Source organism: Actinoplanes rectilineatus (assembly GCF_000962825.1).
In the GTDB taxonomy this organism is placed as follows: Bacteria; Actinomycetota; Actinomycetes; order Mycobacteriales; family Micromonosporaceae; genus Actinoplanes; species Actinoplanes rectilineatus.
The window spans coordinates 167,043-181,613 of the sequence record NZ_JZKF01000001.1; the positions used below are offsets into that span (position 1 = coordinate 167,043).

Consider the following 14,571-nt stretch of genomic DNA (forward strand, 5'->3'; position numbering starts at 1 on the left):
CATGTCGAATGTCATGGTCCTACTGCATCCGGCCGACGGCGGTACGCAGCCGCTGCACGTCGCGGCGGCGCTGCTCCATGGTGGTGGCGATGCCGACCAACAGCAGGCCGCCCAAGGCGAGCGGCACCCAGCGCGGCACCAGATCCCAGTACCGGGCCATCTCCAGCAGCGCGACCAGGGTCAGCACCGCGCCACCGACGACGACCGGCGCCTGCAGACGGGCGCGGGCGCCGGTGACCAGCACGGCCAGGGCACCCAGCCCGAGGAGCAGGCGGCGCAGGTACTGCGGGTCGGCCGCACCCAGGGTCACCGCCATCGTCGGGACGAACGCCGCGGCCAGCGCCGGACCGTACGCGACCCACGACGGCACCGGCGTTCCGCGGCGTGCGGCCCAGCCCGCCACCAGGGCCAGGATCGCGGCCGGCAGCGTGTACGCCTCGACCAGCCGGACGTCGGAGGAGAACAGGAACAGCCACCAGCCGAGCAGCACCGTGAGCCCGCTCGCGAGAGACCAGCCGAACCGGGACGTCTCGTTACGGCGCAGCGCCCGGACGGCGAGGACCGCCGCCCACACGGTGGCGATCACCGCGGCCTGTCCGGCGGTGCCGGAGACGAGCAGGGCGACGACGGCCGCCGCGTGGGCGGCCGCCCCGACGGCCCGGGCCTCCCGGGGGTGCCCGCTGCGGGTGGCGAGCAGCCACTCGACGCCGGCGATCACGAGTGCCGCGGCGAGTTCGGCCCGGCCCGCCCCGCCGGACTCCAGCCCCGCCATGTCGGACGCCGTGTACGCGACGACCAGCAGCGCCGCCGCCCCGGCCAGCCAGCCGGCGATCCGGGACGCCGGCAGCCACCCGGCCACACCGGTGATCGCGGCGGCGGTGACCAGCAGGGCGAACGCCGCCAGCGTGACCCCGTGGACCGCGGCCGACCCGGCGAGCGCCGCCGCCGTCAGCACTGCGAAGAGCACGGCGAGGCCGGCGTCCCACCCGGTCCGCGACGGTGTCAGGGCGAGCGCGACGAGGCCGGACAACCCGATGATCAGGGCGGTCAACGGCACCGCCGGCCAGGGCGCACCGGCCGCCGCCATCGCGAGCGGTCCGGCCAGGGCCAGCAGCGGGGTCGCTGCCCGGGCGGCGGCACGCACCCCGGACGGCGCCAGGAGGAGCGCGGCGGCGAGGGCGGCGATCAGCAGCGCCGCGACCGAGGACCAGGCCACCGGAGACTGGGCCGGGGCGTGCCCGGACCAGAGCACGTCAAGCGTCGTGTAGGGCTCGAACAGCACCACGGCCAGGTCGGTGAAGGTCAGCAGACCGACGGCGAGCACCGGCAGCACCGCCGCGATGATCCCGGTGGCGATCGCCGGACGCAGGATCACGATCAGTGGCAGGGCGGCCGCCGCGTACAGGACGACGGGGTCGGTTCCGGACGCCGACCACAGCGGGACGGACGACACCACGGTCAGGGCCACGGCACGGGCGGCTTGCGCGTACCCGCCGAGAAGTCGTACCACGACCGGAACCGCCGCCGTCAGGGCCGCACCCAGCGCGAACGTCGCCCGGACCCGGACCGGAGCCGGGGTGCCGGCCGCCATCAGGGCCAGCCACAGCGTCGGCGGCAGCGCGCCCAGGCCGGCCGTCACCGCGGTCACCCCGACCGGACTACGGCGCGGGCCGGCGTACGCGATCAGCGCCGTGCCCAGCCCGGCGACCACGATCACCGCGCCGACCCCGGCCGCCACCGCGGCCTGACCCGCCCCGACGACCAGCGCGAACAGGATGCCGGCACCACTGACCGCCAGCCGGAACGGCACCGAACCGCGGACCGCGAGCAGCAGTGCGGCGACCGCCACCGTGCTCCCGGCGACCGCGGCCGTCCACCAGGGCAGGCCGAACGACGCCGGGACCAGCAGGACGGCGACCGCCGTACCGGCCAGTGTCAGGTCGAGGCGCACCCCGCGGTAGGGGAGGAGCAGCACCGCGGTGCCGGCGACCACCAGCGCGGCCGGCGGAAGATCCCAGGACAGGCCGTCGATCCGGGCGAGCCGGTACGCGGCGTCCGTGCTGCGGAGCGTCGCGACCAGGGTCCAGACCAGCACGGCCACGGCCGGCACCGCGCCCACGACCAGCGCGCCCACCCACAGCCCGAGACGCAGCGCCGCCGAACCGGCCGCGAACCGGCGGGCCGGCACGACCGCGCCGGCGATCACCAGCGCGACCAGGGCCGCCCGCAGCATCGCCCCGGAACCCTCGAAAGCCAGCGTCCACCACGCGGCGCTGATCCCGGCCGTGACGACGAGCAGGCCACCGGCCATGCCCTGCGCCACCCGGTTGCCGGACAGCACCGCCCAGGCGGTGAGGACCACGGCGACCAGCGTCGACGCGGCCCCGGCGAGCGCGGCTGCCGGCGGCGCATCCTGGAGGATCACGCCGGCCAGTCCGAGGAGCAGCGCCAGGCCGGCCGCCCCGAGACCGCCCAGATGAGCGACCCATCGGACCTCAGGAGTCGTCCACCGGCGCGACACCACCAGATCAAGAACGGTCACCCCGGTCAGCGCGAGGACCCAGCCGGTCAGTTCGGCGCCGACCGCCGCGGCGATCAGCGGCAGGACCGGCTGGGCGATGGCCAGCGCCGCCGCCCGCGGTCCGGTCAGGCCGGTCGCCCGGGCGTACCCGACAGCGAGACCGGCGGTGCCGACGCAGACCCCCGCCGCGTAGAGCGCGCCGTCGAGCGCCTGCACCCCGGCGAGATCAACAGCCCAGGCCGCGAACCCGTCCAGCAGAATCATCGACAGACCCACCGCGGCCAGCGTCTCCGCCGCTGCTCGCAGCCCCTTGCGGACCGCCAGCGGCGGCACCGCCAGCACCGCGGCCGTCGCCCCGGCCAGCAGCAACGCGCGCCCGGCCACCCCGACCTGCACCCAGGCCACCGCGGTGAACACGACCGCCGCCACCAGCAGTAGCAGCCCACCCATCGCGAACAGGACGTTCTGCACGGTCAGCGCGGAAAGTCTCGGTTCTGCCGGGGCCGGCGGCGGCATCACCGGGACGGGACCCGGCATCATGACCCGGGCCGCGTGGGCATGCCGGATCGCCCGCGCCTCGGCGATCTGCCGCTCCATCTGCGCGGCCTCGTCCCGGAGCTGCCGCAGCCGCACCTCCACCCCGGCCGCGGCATCCCGGACCTGCCCCAGTCGCCGCTCGATCCCGGCAATCAGATGATCCATCCGCACGACCTCGGCGGCGTTCACGTCCGGCCCACGCCCGCACCCCGGACAGCCGGTCTGCAGTGACGCAGTGTTTCCACACCAGGGACACGGATAGAGCGGGGGTGGTGCGGCGGTCACGATGATCTCCGAGGTAGCGGGCCTGACAGGGTGCCAAGCTTCCCCCACCGCCGCAAGTAGGTCACTCTCGGTGACTCGCTTGCGCCTTCCTTTACGGTACGAACTACCCGTTCCATCACGGGCTCCCGGAGCGCGGCCCTGCTGCCACTCCATGCCCGTCCCGCGCCCCGGCCCCGTGCGCGGGCCGGGCATGGAGCGGGCACCCAGCCGGCATCAACGTCACATCGATCTCACGCGGCTACCGTCCGTGCGTGCTCACCTCGACTACCGCATGTGCGGTACACCGCATGCCCGCGCTGGGACGACGACGGAACGTCCCCGGCCGACGACGCTGAAGATCGTGACGACGATTGCGGAGCCGGTCTCTCCACGGCGATCCCGGAGCCCTCGCCTGCGGGCCCGGCGGCTGATCCGTGCCGTGCTGGTGGTGGCGGTGACCGTGCTGGCCGCGATCACCCTGCGCGAGCAGCTGCCCGACCCGGACACGCTGCTGGCGGCGCTGACCGCGGTGGACGCCCGCTGGGTGGCGCTGGCCCTGGCGGCGGGACTGCTCTCCCAGGTGGCGTTCGCGGATCAGCAGCGCCGCCTGCTCCACGGGTTCGGCGTCCGGATGCCCCCGGCGATTGCGGTGGCCCTGACCCTGAGCCGCTCCGCGATCAGCATGGCCCTGCCGGCCGGCTCCGCGGTCTCCGCCGCCTACGCCTTCCAGATCTTCCGCCGCCACGGCGCGTCAAAATCGGTCGCGGTGGCGGTGACCCTGCTGTCCGGGTTGGTCTCCTTCGTGGCGCTGGCCCTGCTCTACGGCTTCGGCTGGTCGGTGCTCCTGACCTCCGGGCTGGTGCTCCTGCTGGCGGCCGCCGTCGCCCTGTCCCGCCGTCGCGCGTCCGGGTGGTCCGGCCCGCCGGTCCGGTGGCTGGCCGACCGTCTGTCCCCGATCCGCACCGCCGCCCAGGGGGTCCCCGCGACCACGTGGGCCGGAGCTCTCCTGGCCGGCGTGGCGAACTGGCTGCTCGACATGCTCTGCCTCCTGGCCGCAGCCCAGGCGAGCCACGCCGACGTGGACATCACCCGGCTGGCCGTGATCTACCTGGGCGTGCAGTTGGTGCGTCAGATCCCCATCACCCCCGGCGGCATCGGCCTGATCGAGACCACGATGCTGGCCGCCCTGATCGCGGCGGGCGCCCCCGAGGCTCCGGCGGCCGCGGTGGTGCTCGTCTACCGCCTGGTCTCCTTCTGGATCCTGCTGCCGTTGGGCGCGGCCGGCCACCTGCTCCTCCGTTCCCGCCGCCCCTAACTCTCGCCGCCCGCAACTCCCCACCCCTCCCGCCCACCCTCACCGCTCACAGGCGGCGGCGAGGGCCTCCGCCGGCGGAGGCCCAGGCGGCGACCGCACCCGATCAAGCCATCGCGTGCGCTCACCATCCCAAAACGGTGGGTGACCGCGCCCGATCACGTGATCGGGCGCGCCCACCGCCCGGGTCGGCGTGATCGGGCGCGCTCGCCGTTTCGGCCGCCGTGATCGGGCGCGCCCACCGCCCGGGTCGGCGTGATCGGGTGCGCTCGCCGTCTCGGCCGCGGTGATCGGGTGCGCTCGCAGTCTCGGGGGCCGGTGGTAGCGCCCGATCACGCCGCCGTGTGTGCTCACCCTCCCGAATCGGACGGTGAGCGCACCCAATCCCGTGGTCGGGTGCGCTCACCGTCTCGGCCGTGGTGATCGGGTGCGCTCACCGTTTCGGCCGTGGTGATCGGGTGCGCTCACCGTCTCGAGGTCCGGTGGTCGTACCCGGTCAAGGCGTTGGGTGCGGCCGCCGGCCTGAAGCGGAGGGTCTGTGTACCCGATCACGTCATTGAGTGCGCCCGCCATCTCGAAGCGGAGGGTCAGTGCATCCGATCGTGGGATCGGGTGCACTCACCGTCTTGGCGGGCGTGAACGCGTGCGGCCGCCGTCCTGCGTTGGCGTGATCGGCGCCGGCGCGCCTCGGGGTGATCGGCGCACCCGATCAAGGGGTCGGGTGCAGAGGCCGGCCTGAAGCGGAGGGTCTATGCGCCCAATGCCTTGATCGGGTGCTGTCGCCGGCCTGGTGGGTTGATCGGGTGCGGGCGCCGTCTCGGGTGGCGTTGACGGGTGGGACTGGTGCTGTTGCTGTTGCTGTTGCGGACGAGGGCTTGCCGCTGGGACGGATGGGGCTCCTGAACTGGGAAGACGTTGCGGAAACGGGGGCTTGCCGGGTAAGTCGGAATTATCGTGAAGTAATGGGACGAACCAAGAAAGAAGCCATGAAGATATCGGCAGGGTTCCCGGTGGCCGTTTCGCTGGGGCTCTGTCTGTCGGTGACTGCCGCGGGGATGGCGGGTACGGCGAGCGCCGCCTACGCCAAGTCGCCCGGGTCGGTGACGGCTGCCGTGAGTGTGGTGGGCCTCGGGGCGGAGGTCGGGGGGAAGCCGCTCAAGGACGGGCTGCTCGTCGAGAAGGAACTGCCGGAAGGCTACAAGGCGACGAGTGATCTCGACTCGCTGCGGGAGACGCTCACCCCCCTCTACGAGAAGGGGCCGTCCGGGGATCCCTGCGCCGGTCAGGGCGCCGAGGACCCGATCGCGTCCACCAAGCCGGTCGTTCCACCGGTGATGCACCGGCTGGCCGAGGTGTTGCGGGGCAAGGCGACGAAACCGAAGTCCGAGTTCGCCTCGTTCCTCAAGGGCCCCGAAGGCCCGGTCGTGCTGCAGGTTCTCGTCGACACCGGCGCCACGACCGCCCGCGCCATCGTCAGCTCCAACGAGGATGTTCTCAAGCGGTGCCCGGAGTTCGAGGCCAACGGCATGAAGATCTCGATGTCGCGGGCGAAGCTGTCCGCTCTCGGTGACGCCTCGGTCGGCATCGCGATGGACCTGACCCTGCCGAATCCGAGCGGCGGTTCGATGACCGTGCACGGCAAGCTGGCCGTCGTCGCGTACAAGAATGTTTCCATGACCGTGGGTCTGATGGGCTTCCAGGATGCGCCGGACGCCGAGTTCAAGAAGATCAGCAAGACGGCCGCGCACAAGTTGACGCAGACTCTCTGAGGTTCGTGGTGGCCGGTCCGGGGCTCAGGCGGTGAACCGCAGCTCCGGGTCGGCGACCGTGGCGGCGCGCAGCAGGCGCACGTCGTCGCGGTAGTTCATCGAGGTCAGCCAGGGCATCCGGTCGCCTTGGCGGGGCAGTTCGTCCACCGCCCGGCGGATGTATCCGGCGCCGAAGTCGAGGAACGGCCGGGTCGTCATGCCGGGTGCGGCGGGTTCCGGGCGGCAGACGCGGTGCCCGTGGGCGTCCATGTGGGCGAGCAGGCGGCAGAAGTGTTCGCAGAGCAGGCCGATCTTCAGGGTCCACGACGAGTTGGTGTAGCCGATGGCGTACGCGAAATTCGGCACCCCGGACAGCATCATGCCCTTGTACGCGATGGTGTCCGCCAGCGTGACCGGTGTCCCGTCGACGGTCAGCGCGGCCCCGCCGAACGCCTGGACGCGCAGGCCGGTGGCGGTGACGATGATGTCGGCGTCGAGGGTGCGGCCGGATTCCAGGAGCAGCCCGGTCTCGGTGAACGTGGTGATCCGGTCGGTGACGACCGAGGCCGTCCCGGAGCGGATGGCGGCGAACAGGTCGCCGTCGGGGGGAGATGCACAGCCGCTGGTCCCAGGGCGGGTAGGGCGGGTTGAAGTGTTCGTCGACCGGATATCCGGGTGGCAGCTGCCGGGCGGTGATCCGGCGCAGGATGCGGCGGGCCAGGCCGGGGTGGCGGCGGCAGAACTTCCAGACGGCCCGCTGCTGGGTGATGTTCTTGTACCGGGTGAGGGTGTGGCCGCGGTCCGGCCCGAAGATCCGGGTGAGTGCGGCGGCGATCGGATCGTGCGTTCCCATCGGGAGTACGTACGAGGGCGTGCGCTGGAGCATCGTGACGTGACTCGCGGTCGCCGCCATGGCCGGGACGACCGTGACCGCGGTGGCGCCGCTGCCGATCACGACGACCCGTCGGCCGGTGTGGTCCAGTCCGTCCGGCCACTGTTGGGTGTGCACGATCGGCCCGGGGAACCGGTCGCGTCCGGGGAATTCGGGGGTGTGCCCCTGGTCGTAGCGGTAGTACCCGCCGGCCGCGAAGATCCAGTTGGCGGTGACGGTCCGGCGCTGCCCGTCGTGGTCCACGTCGAGGGTCCAGCGGGCGTCGGTGCTTGACCAGGCGGCGCCGACGACGCGGTGCCGGTACCGGATGTGTTCGTCCAGGCCGTTCTCGGCGATCGTCTCGTGGAGGTATTCCAGGATCCGGGGTGCGGTGGCGATCGACTCGCGGTGGCGCCACGGTTTGAACGCGTACCCGAAGGTGTGCAGGTCGGAGTCGGAGCGCACGCCGGGGTAGCGGAAGAGGTCCCACGTTCCGCCGGAGGCGGACCGGGCCTCCAGGATGGCGAAGGTCTTCGCCGGGAGTTCGGTGCGCAGGTATCGTCCGGCGCCGATGCCGGAGATGCCGGCGCCGATGACGGCGACGTCCAGGTGTTCGGCCATGGCGTTCAGGATCGTGGTCGGAGCGCCTCCATGCCAGCGCGAAATGCCTCTTTATCGTGAAAAATCCCGTAACCCGGCTCGTTCCAGCCAACGGATCAGCTGTCGGTGCACCGCGTCGGCCCCGTACAACTCCCCGTCATCGAGGAGCTCCTCGTCGACGGTCCAGCCGGCAGGGTGTACCAGCACCGCCTGGTTCTGCCAGCCGCCCAGTCCACCGTGGCAGCCGACCAGCTCCTCGAACGCGTGCACCTCGTCGGTGCCGGTGTCGAGCGTGCTGTGCACGTACAGATCAGGATGGTTCGTCCCGGTCGCCACCCGCAGCAGATCGCGGGCCGCGCGGGGCCCGAAGGGACCCAGCGGATCCTCACCCTGGACGGTGTCCTCGGCCAGCAGGTGCACGCCGCGCGGCCCGATCGCCAGCGGTCCGCGGGCGCTGCCGGCCACCACGAACCCGATGCCCGGCTCACCGAGCAGCCCCGGGATCAGCGCCGGGAAGCGTTCCTGCAGGTCCTCCAGCGTGACGTGGTCACCGAGGCGCGGGAACCAGATCAGGCCCAGGTTGCCGGAGCCGACCACGACCAGGTCGGTGCGATCACCGCCCGGCCCGGCGTCCGGCGGTCCGACCAGCATGCCGGCGCTCTCCCCGGTGGATCGCCGGGCGGCCCATCGGCCCACCGGTCCGCCGGTGCCGAGAAGGTCGGCGAGCAGAGCGTTGACCGGCCCCCACCCCTCCACGTCGCTGGTCGCGGCGAGGGTGACCGGCGCGGGGAGAGCCAGGTGGGCACGGACGGCCTCTTCCAGGGTACGCCCGGAAAGCTGACGAAATGTCGGACCTTGACTCTGCCCGTGATCGGAGAGGACCACGAACCGGTAGTCCCGGGGTGCCGCCGCGGCGAGCTGTTCGAGCGTCCCGAGGACCCGGTCGACGCCCGCGAGCGCGTCCATCGACTCCGGCCGTGCCACCCCCGCATGGTGGGCGATCTCGTCGTAGTCGACGAAGTCCACGAAGATCACCGGTGCGCCACGCATCATGTGCTCGGCGACCAGCGCCACGTTGAGGTCCCGCAGCAGCACGTTGGTCAGGCCGCGCAGCAGCGGGTACGCCCCGTGCCGGTGGATCCGCGGCTCGACGCCCCGCATCCGCTGCTGGCGCCCCTGGTGCAGCTCCTTGACGATCTCGCCGGCGGTCAGCACCAGCGACCGGACCAGTATGAACGGGCGGGCGAAGAACCGCAGGTAGTCGCCGCCCGGCCCGAGACCGCCGCGCCGCCCGGCCCGGCTCATCACCATCAGGGCGGTGTCCGCGTCCCCGCTGAACATGTTGGCGATGCTCACCCCGCCGCCGGCGAGCAGACCCCGGCCGTCGGAGACCCGCTCCTCGATCAGGGCGGCGTCGGCCGGCCGGTTGGACACCACGAGGCGGCCGAGGGCCTGCTCGTACCAGCGGAACGCCGGGATCCCGTCGTTGGAGCCGTGCAGCAGGGCGGCCTGACTGGCCGGGGTGGTGGACGGGACGCGGGCCCACCAGCCGACGGCGTCGTGACTGCCGGACCGGACCCAGCGGGCGAGCGTGGGCAGCACCCCGCTGTGGATGCCGTGCCGCAGCAGCGGGAACGGCAGGCCGTCCACCTGCACGATCACCAGTCCCGCGGGTGCGCCGGCGGCCGGCGCGGCACGGACCCGGCGGGCCCGCCGGAGCAGGTCCGCGACCAGGTAGGAGCTGTCGTTCACCCCGAGCAGCCAGTGCACCACCACGGAGACCACACCGACCACGGCGAACGTGGTGAGCACGGTGACCCAGCTGTGCACGCGTACCCACGGCAGGCCGATCAGCACCAGACCGACGATCAGGACCTGGGTGACCACGCCCAGGATCAGCGCGGCGACCGCACCCCACCAGCGGGCCAGCACCCGCAGCACCGGACGGGACAGCCCGTCGGCCACCGCCACCACGGCGGCCACCGCCAGACCCACCCACCACTGGCCCAGGGACAGTCCGGTGAGCAGCCAGGACGCCGCGGTCAGGGCGCCCGCGGTGGGCAACAGGCCGAGCACCGCGTCCCGGACGTCGCGATGGGTCACCACGGCGCCACCTCGCATCACTCGATCATCCGGGTCCTTCGGCCCTGTCGTACGCGTATCGCCGCTGGTTGAGTGGTCCCCGGAGCCACCGACCGGTGGTTCCGCAGTGGGAAGCAAGATTCAGCAGGTGATCCCGCGTCGTGGCCGCCGCAGCGTTGCGGCCACGGCACTCTCCCGGCCCGGGGGCCGCGCTCCGGGCCGGGAACACCCGCAGCGGTGCGAAGCCCGCCCGTGTGGTGATTTCGGGCGCGTTGGACGCCCGAAGTCAACACGCCCGTGTGGGTGTGGTGATTACGGGCGCGTTGGACGCCCGAAGTCAACACGCCTGTGGTGGGTGTGGTGATTACGGGCGGGAGGGGCGGCTGAAGTCGCCATGCGGATCACGATGGCGAAACGTGTCTAATCGAGCTCCAGATGGAAGCCCTGGGCCGCCAGTGCGGTCAGGAAGGTGGCCGGGTCGACCAGCTGGTCGATGTGTGCCACGCCCGCGGGCATCGTGTCCAGCATCCGGATCGCCTGCGCGGCGAACAGCCCGGTGGCCCGGCTCTGCCGGTTGCCGGTGAACCCGGCCGTGACCGATCCGGCCCGCACCGACACCGCGAAACCGTCACCGCCGAGGTGCACCGCGTCCAGCAGGCCGGCCGCGAACCGGCGGGCGGCGGGGCGGCGCAGCAGCAGGGCGACCGCGGGCCGGTTGAGCGCGCCGAGCAGGGCCGTCATCGGCCGGGAGTCCAGGGCCAGACCGTGCCGGGTGCCGGCCGGCCCGGCGAACGGGAAGGCGTGCACGGTTCGCCTGCCGTACGGGGCGGGGAACACCGCGGGCCATGATCCGGCGATCTGGCCCAGGCCCTCCAGGGTCCAGTCGATCGCCGCGGCGCCGTGCCGTTCGCCGGAGCCGAGCAGCACGCCGATGTCGACCGGGGTGCCGGGAGCACGCGCGGCGGCGTACCCGGCAAGAAGTGTCGTCACGCCGGGCGCGAGACCGACGCTCAGGATCGCGGTGGCGCCGTGCCGGGCGGCGAGGGGGCCGAGGGGTTCGATCGCGGCCAGCACCGAGGGCGTCGCGGAGATGTCCAGGTAGTGGATGCCGCGTCCCAGAGCGGCTCGGGCCAGGTCGGCGTTGCCGGTCTCGGCGCACATCAGGACCACGTCCACGCCGTCGAGGGCGGCTTCGACCTGCGCCGGGTCGGCCAGGTCGAGGTGGACCGCGGTGGTGCCCGGGACCGGCCGGGCCTTCTCAGGGTGGCGGCCGGCGACCTGGACGGTGAAGTCGCCGGCCAGAGCGGTGGCGGCCTCCCGGCCGACCGCGCCGTAGCCGCCGATGATGAGGACGCGAATTTTTGTAGTCACACTCCAAGAATGTTTCTGTAGTGCCGCTATAGTCAACACGGTGAGTGATAGCGCACAGAAGCCCGACGGGCGAGCCGCCAGGTCACGGGCGACTCGAAACAAGATCGCCGAGGCGGCCATCCCCCTCTTCGTCACCAGTGGTTATCAGGCGACGAGCGTCGGCTCGATCGCAGCGGCCGCCGGGGTCGGCGAGCAGACGATCTACTACGCGTTCGGCACCAAGCGGGCGGTGCTGGTCGCCGCCCTGGACCGGGCCATCGCCGGTGACGACGAACCGATTCCCACCCTGGACCGGCCCTGGGTTCGTGCGGCGCTCGCCGACCCGGACCCGCACGGCCAGATCCAGCGCCAGGTGGCCGGCGTCGGCGAGGTGCTGCGCCGGGCCGCGCCGCTGCTGGACATCGTGCGCGGCGCGGCGTCCGATCCGGAGCTGGCCGAGGTCTGCGCCACCAGCATCGCCCACCACCGCGAGGTACAGGGCGTGTTCGCCGCGGCGCTGGCCACCAAGGCGACCCTGCGCGACATCGACGCGGCGGACACCGCGGTGGCGCTGCTGTCCCCGGAGACCTACCTGCTGATGGTCGACCACCTGGGCTGGAGCCACGAGAAGTGGCGGATCTGGGCGACCGACTGCCTGGCCCGGACACTGGTGGCGCCATGACGGAGATCGTCGGTCTGCTGGACCTGCTCGGCCTCGACGATCCGGAGTCGATCGACCCGGAGGTCGTCTGGCGTCCGCGGCGCTGGCCCGACCGGCTGCGGGTGCCGATCGGCCGGACGGCGTACGGTGCCGTCGTCGAGCTCGACCTCAAGGAGGCGGCTGAGGGCGGCATGGGCCCGCACGGCGTGATCGGCGGGGCGAGCGCGTCCGGCAAGACCGAGTTGATCCGGACGCTGCTGACCACGCTGGCGATCACCCATGCCCCGGCCGACGTCGGCTTCGCCGGTATCGAGGCGCGCGGTGGTGACACCTTCCACGGTCTGGCCCGGTTGCCGCACGCCTTCGTGACCATGGGCGACGTCGCCGCCGAGTGGCCGGGGTCGCCCCGCCTCGACCGGTTCGTGACGACCCTCACCGCCGAGATCGCCCGCCGTCAGGAGCTGCTGCGGTCCGAGGGGCACCGGTCGCACACGGCCTACACGAAGGCGGTCCGGGCCGGCGCGCCGCTGATGCCGCTCCCGCATCTCCTGATCGTGATCGACGAGTTGAGCCTGATCAAGGACTCCTCCCCGGGCCTGGTCCCGCTGCTCCGGCGGGTCGCCCGCCTCGGGCGGGCGCTCGGCCTGCACCTGCTGATCGCCGATCAGACGGTTGCGGACTGGATCGACGACTTCGACCGGCACCTCTCCTACCGGGTGGTCCTCCGGACGTTCACGCAGTCGGACAGCACCCGGCTCCTGGGCATCCCGTCGGCCTGGAACGAGCTGCCGCGGGAGCCCGGCAACGGGTTCCTCAAGCGGGACAGCGACCCGGTGACCCGGTTCCGGGCGGCCTACCTGCCCCTGCTGGACCGGGTCGTCGATCAGCTGGCGGGCTGGCCGGGTGTGGAGAAGGAACTGTGGGAACCATTGCGGGACTCCACCACTGGTATCTAACATTTCAGTTGTGGAGAGCATCGGGCGCAACCTGCTGCGGGACGCCGCCTACGGGCGGATCCGCAGCGCCATCATCGACGGCACACTGCCGCCCGGATCCGCGCTGCGCCCCGACGACCTTGCCGAACGCCTCGGTCTGTCCCGCGCGCCGATCCGGGAGGCGCTGGCCCGGCTGGCCGCCGACGGGCTCGTCGAGACCAAGCCGCAGAGCTGGACCCGGGTCACCGAGGTGGTCGCCAAGCAGGTCGAGGACGCCGCCGCGGTGCTCGGCGCCATGCACGACCTTGCCGTCCGCCACGTCGCTGGGAGCCTCGACGACCACCTGGTGACCGCGATGCGCGAGGCCAACACCCGGTTCGCCGCCGCCGTCGCGACCGGTGACGTCGAGGCCGCTCTCGACGCCGACGACGAGGTGCACGCGATCCCCCTGCTGGCCTACGGCAATGCCGCGGCCATCAGCACCGTCGATCGGCACACCCCGGTGGTACGCCGTGCCGAGCGCCTGTTGTTCACCTCGGCCCAGGCGTCCCGCTCCGTGCGGCTGCACGACGACCTCATCTCGGCCCTGGCCGCGCGCGACGAGGCGCGGGCCGTCCGGATCAACACGGAGATCTGGGGCCACCTGCACCACAGCGTCGACCTATAGGAGCCCCCGCATGCCGCTCGCCGATTTCCCCCGCCATCCGCTGCTGTTCGGCCCGTCCCCGGTGCACCGCCTCGACCGGCTCACCGCCCACCTGGGCGGCGCCGCGATCTGGGCGAAGCGCGAGGACGTCAACTCCGGCATCGCGTACGGCGGTAACAAGACCCGCAAGCTGGAATACCTGGTGGCCGACGCCATCGCCGCCGGCGCGGACACCCTGGTGTCGATCGGTGGCGTGCAGTCCAACCACACCCGCCAGGTCGCCGCGGTCGCGGCAGCCACCGGCCTCAAGTGTGTGCTGGTGCAGGAGAGCTGGGTGGACTGGCCGGATGCGGTCTACGACAAGGTCGGCAACATCCTGATCAGCCGGCTGGCCGGGGCGGACGTGCGGCTGGTCAAGGCCGGTTTCGGCATCGGTTTCAAGGAGAGCTGGGACGCGGCGATCGCCGAGGTCGAGGAGCGCGGGGGCACGCCCTACGCGATCCCGGCTGGTGCCAGCGACCACCGGCTCGGCGGCCTCGGCTTCGCGAACTGGGCGCACGAGGTGATCGCCCAGGAGCAGGAGCTGGGCGTCTTCTTCGACACGATCATCGTCTGCTCGGTCACCGGCAGCACCCAGGCCGGCATGATCGCCGGGTTCGCCGACGCCGGTGGCCGCCCGCGCCGGGTGATCGGGATCGACGGCTCCGCGAAGCCGGCCGAGACGCACGCCCAGGTGGCCCGGATCGCGCGTGCCACGGCGTCCCTGATCGGCGCCCGCGACCTGACCGACGACGAGATCATCCTCGACGACCGGTACCACGCCGGGATCTACGGCATCCCGGACGAGACCACTCTGGACGCGATGCGACTCGCCGCGCGGACCGAGGGCATGGTCACCGACCCGGTGTACGAGGGCAAGTCCATGGCCGGACTGATCGACCTGGTGCGGCGGGGTGAGATCGACAGCGGATCGACGGTTCTGTACGCCCATCTGGGTGGTCAGCCGGCGCTCAACGCGTACTCCGCGCTGTTCTGACATGAAAC

The 14,571-nt window shown here is 72.5% G+C and carries 9 protein-coding genes and 1 pseudogene; 6 read left to right on the plus strand and 4 right to left on the minus strand.

From position 1 onward, the window contains the following. Window positions 1-19: 19 nt before the first annotated feature. Window positions 20-3,223, minus strand: coding sequence for an SCO7613 C-terminal domain-containing membrane protein (locus WH85_RS00640; RefSeq protein WP_157410656.1), 3,204 nt, complete (start codon window positions 3,221-3,223; stop codon window positions 20-22). Between the two features lie 460 nt (window positions 3,224-3,683). On the opposite strand from WH85_RS00640, the gene WH85_RS00645 reads away from it, so the two are divergent. Beyond that, window positions 3,684-4,637, plus strand: coding sequence for a lysylphosphatidylglycerol synthase transmembrane domain-containing protein (locus WH85_RS00645; RefSeq protein ID WP_169792389.1), 954 nt, complete (start codon window positions 3,684-3,686; stop codon window positions 4,635-4,637). 983 nt (window positions 4,638-5,620) lie between these two features. Beyond that, window positions 5,621-6,403 carry a hypothetical protein gene (locus tag WH85_RS00650; RefSeq protein WP_157410657.1) on the plus strand — a complete coding sequence of 261 codons (783 nt, stop codon included), beginning with the start codon at window positions 5,621-5,623 and terminating at the stop codon, window positions 6,401-6,403. Between the two features lie 24 nt (window positions 6,404-6,427). On the opposite strand, the pseudogene WH85_RS00655 reads toward WH85_RS00650, so the two are convergent. From WH85_RS00655 to WH85_RS00665, 3 genes and pseudogenes are all read right to left on the minus strand, one after another. Then, a pseudogene (locus tag WH85_RS00655) lies at window positions 6,428-7,874 on the minus strand (flavin-containing monooxygenase). 51 nt (window positions 7,875-7,925) lie between these two features. After that, complete coding sequence (locus WH85_RS00660) at window positions 7,926-9,956, minus strand: alkaline phosphatase family protein (protein ID WP_169792390.1); 2,031 nt, start codon at window positions 9,954-9,956, stop codon at window positions 7,926-7,928. Between the two features lie 399 nt (window positions 9,957-10,355). Further along, a complete protein-coding gene (locus tag WH85_RS00665; RefSeq protein ID WP_245673760.1) occupies window positions 10,356-11,306 on the minus strand; it encodes a saccharopine dehydrogenase NADP-binding domain-containing protein in 951 nt (316 codons plus the stop codon). A gap of 40 nt (window positions 11,307-11,346) precedes the next feature. Here WH85_RS00665 and WH85_RS00670 point away from each other — a divergent pair, with 40 nt between their 5' ends. The 4 genes from WH85_RS00670 to WH85_RS00685 are packed head-to-tail and all read left to right on the plus strand — an operon-like array spanning window position 11,347 to window position 14,563. After that, complete coding sequence (locus WH85_RS00670; RefSeq protein WP_045739607.1) at window positions 11,347-11,967, plus strand: TetR/AcrR family transcriptional regulator; 621 nt, start codon at window positions 11,347-11,349, stop codon at window positions 11,965-11,967. After that, window positions 11,964-12,902 carry an FtsK/SpoIIIE domain-containing protein gene (locus tag WH85_RS00675; RefSeq protein ID WP_045739608.1) on the plus strand — a complete coding sequence of 313 codons (939 nt, stop codon included), beginning with the start codon at window positions 11,964-11,966 and terminating at the stop codon, window positions 12,900-12,902. The genes WH85_RS00670 and WH85_RS00675 overlap by 4 nt, the downstream gene beginning before the upstream one ends. Window positions 12,903-12,912: 10 nt before the next feature. Continuing rightward, complete coding sequence (locus WH85_RS00680) at window positions 12,913-13,548, plus strand: GntR family transcriptional regulator (protein WP_045739609.1); 636 nt, start codon at window positions 12,913-12,915, stop codon at window positions 13,546-13,548. Between the two features lie 10 nt (window positions 13,549-13,558). After that, entirely contained in the window at window positions 13,559-14,563 is a 1,005-nt protein-coding gene (locus WH85_RS00685; RefSeq protein ID WP_045739610.1) for a 1-aminocyclopropane-1-carboxylate deaminase, read from the plus strand. The last annotated feature ends 8 nt before the right edge of the window (window positions 14,564-14,571 follow it).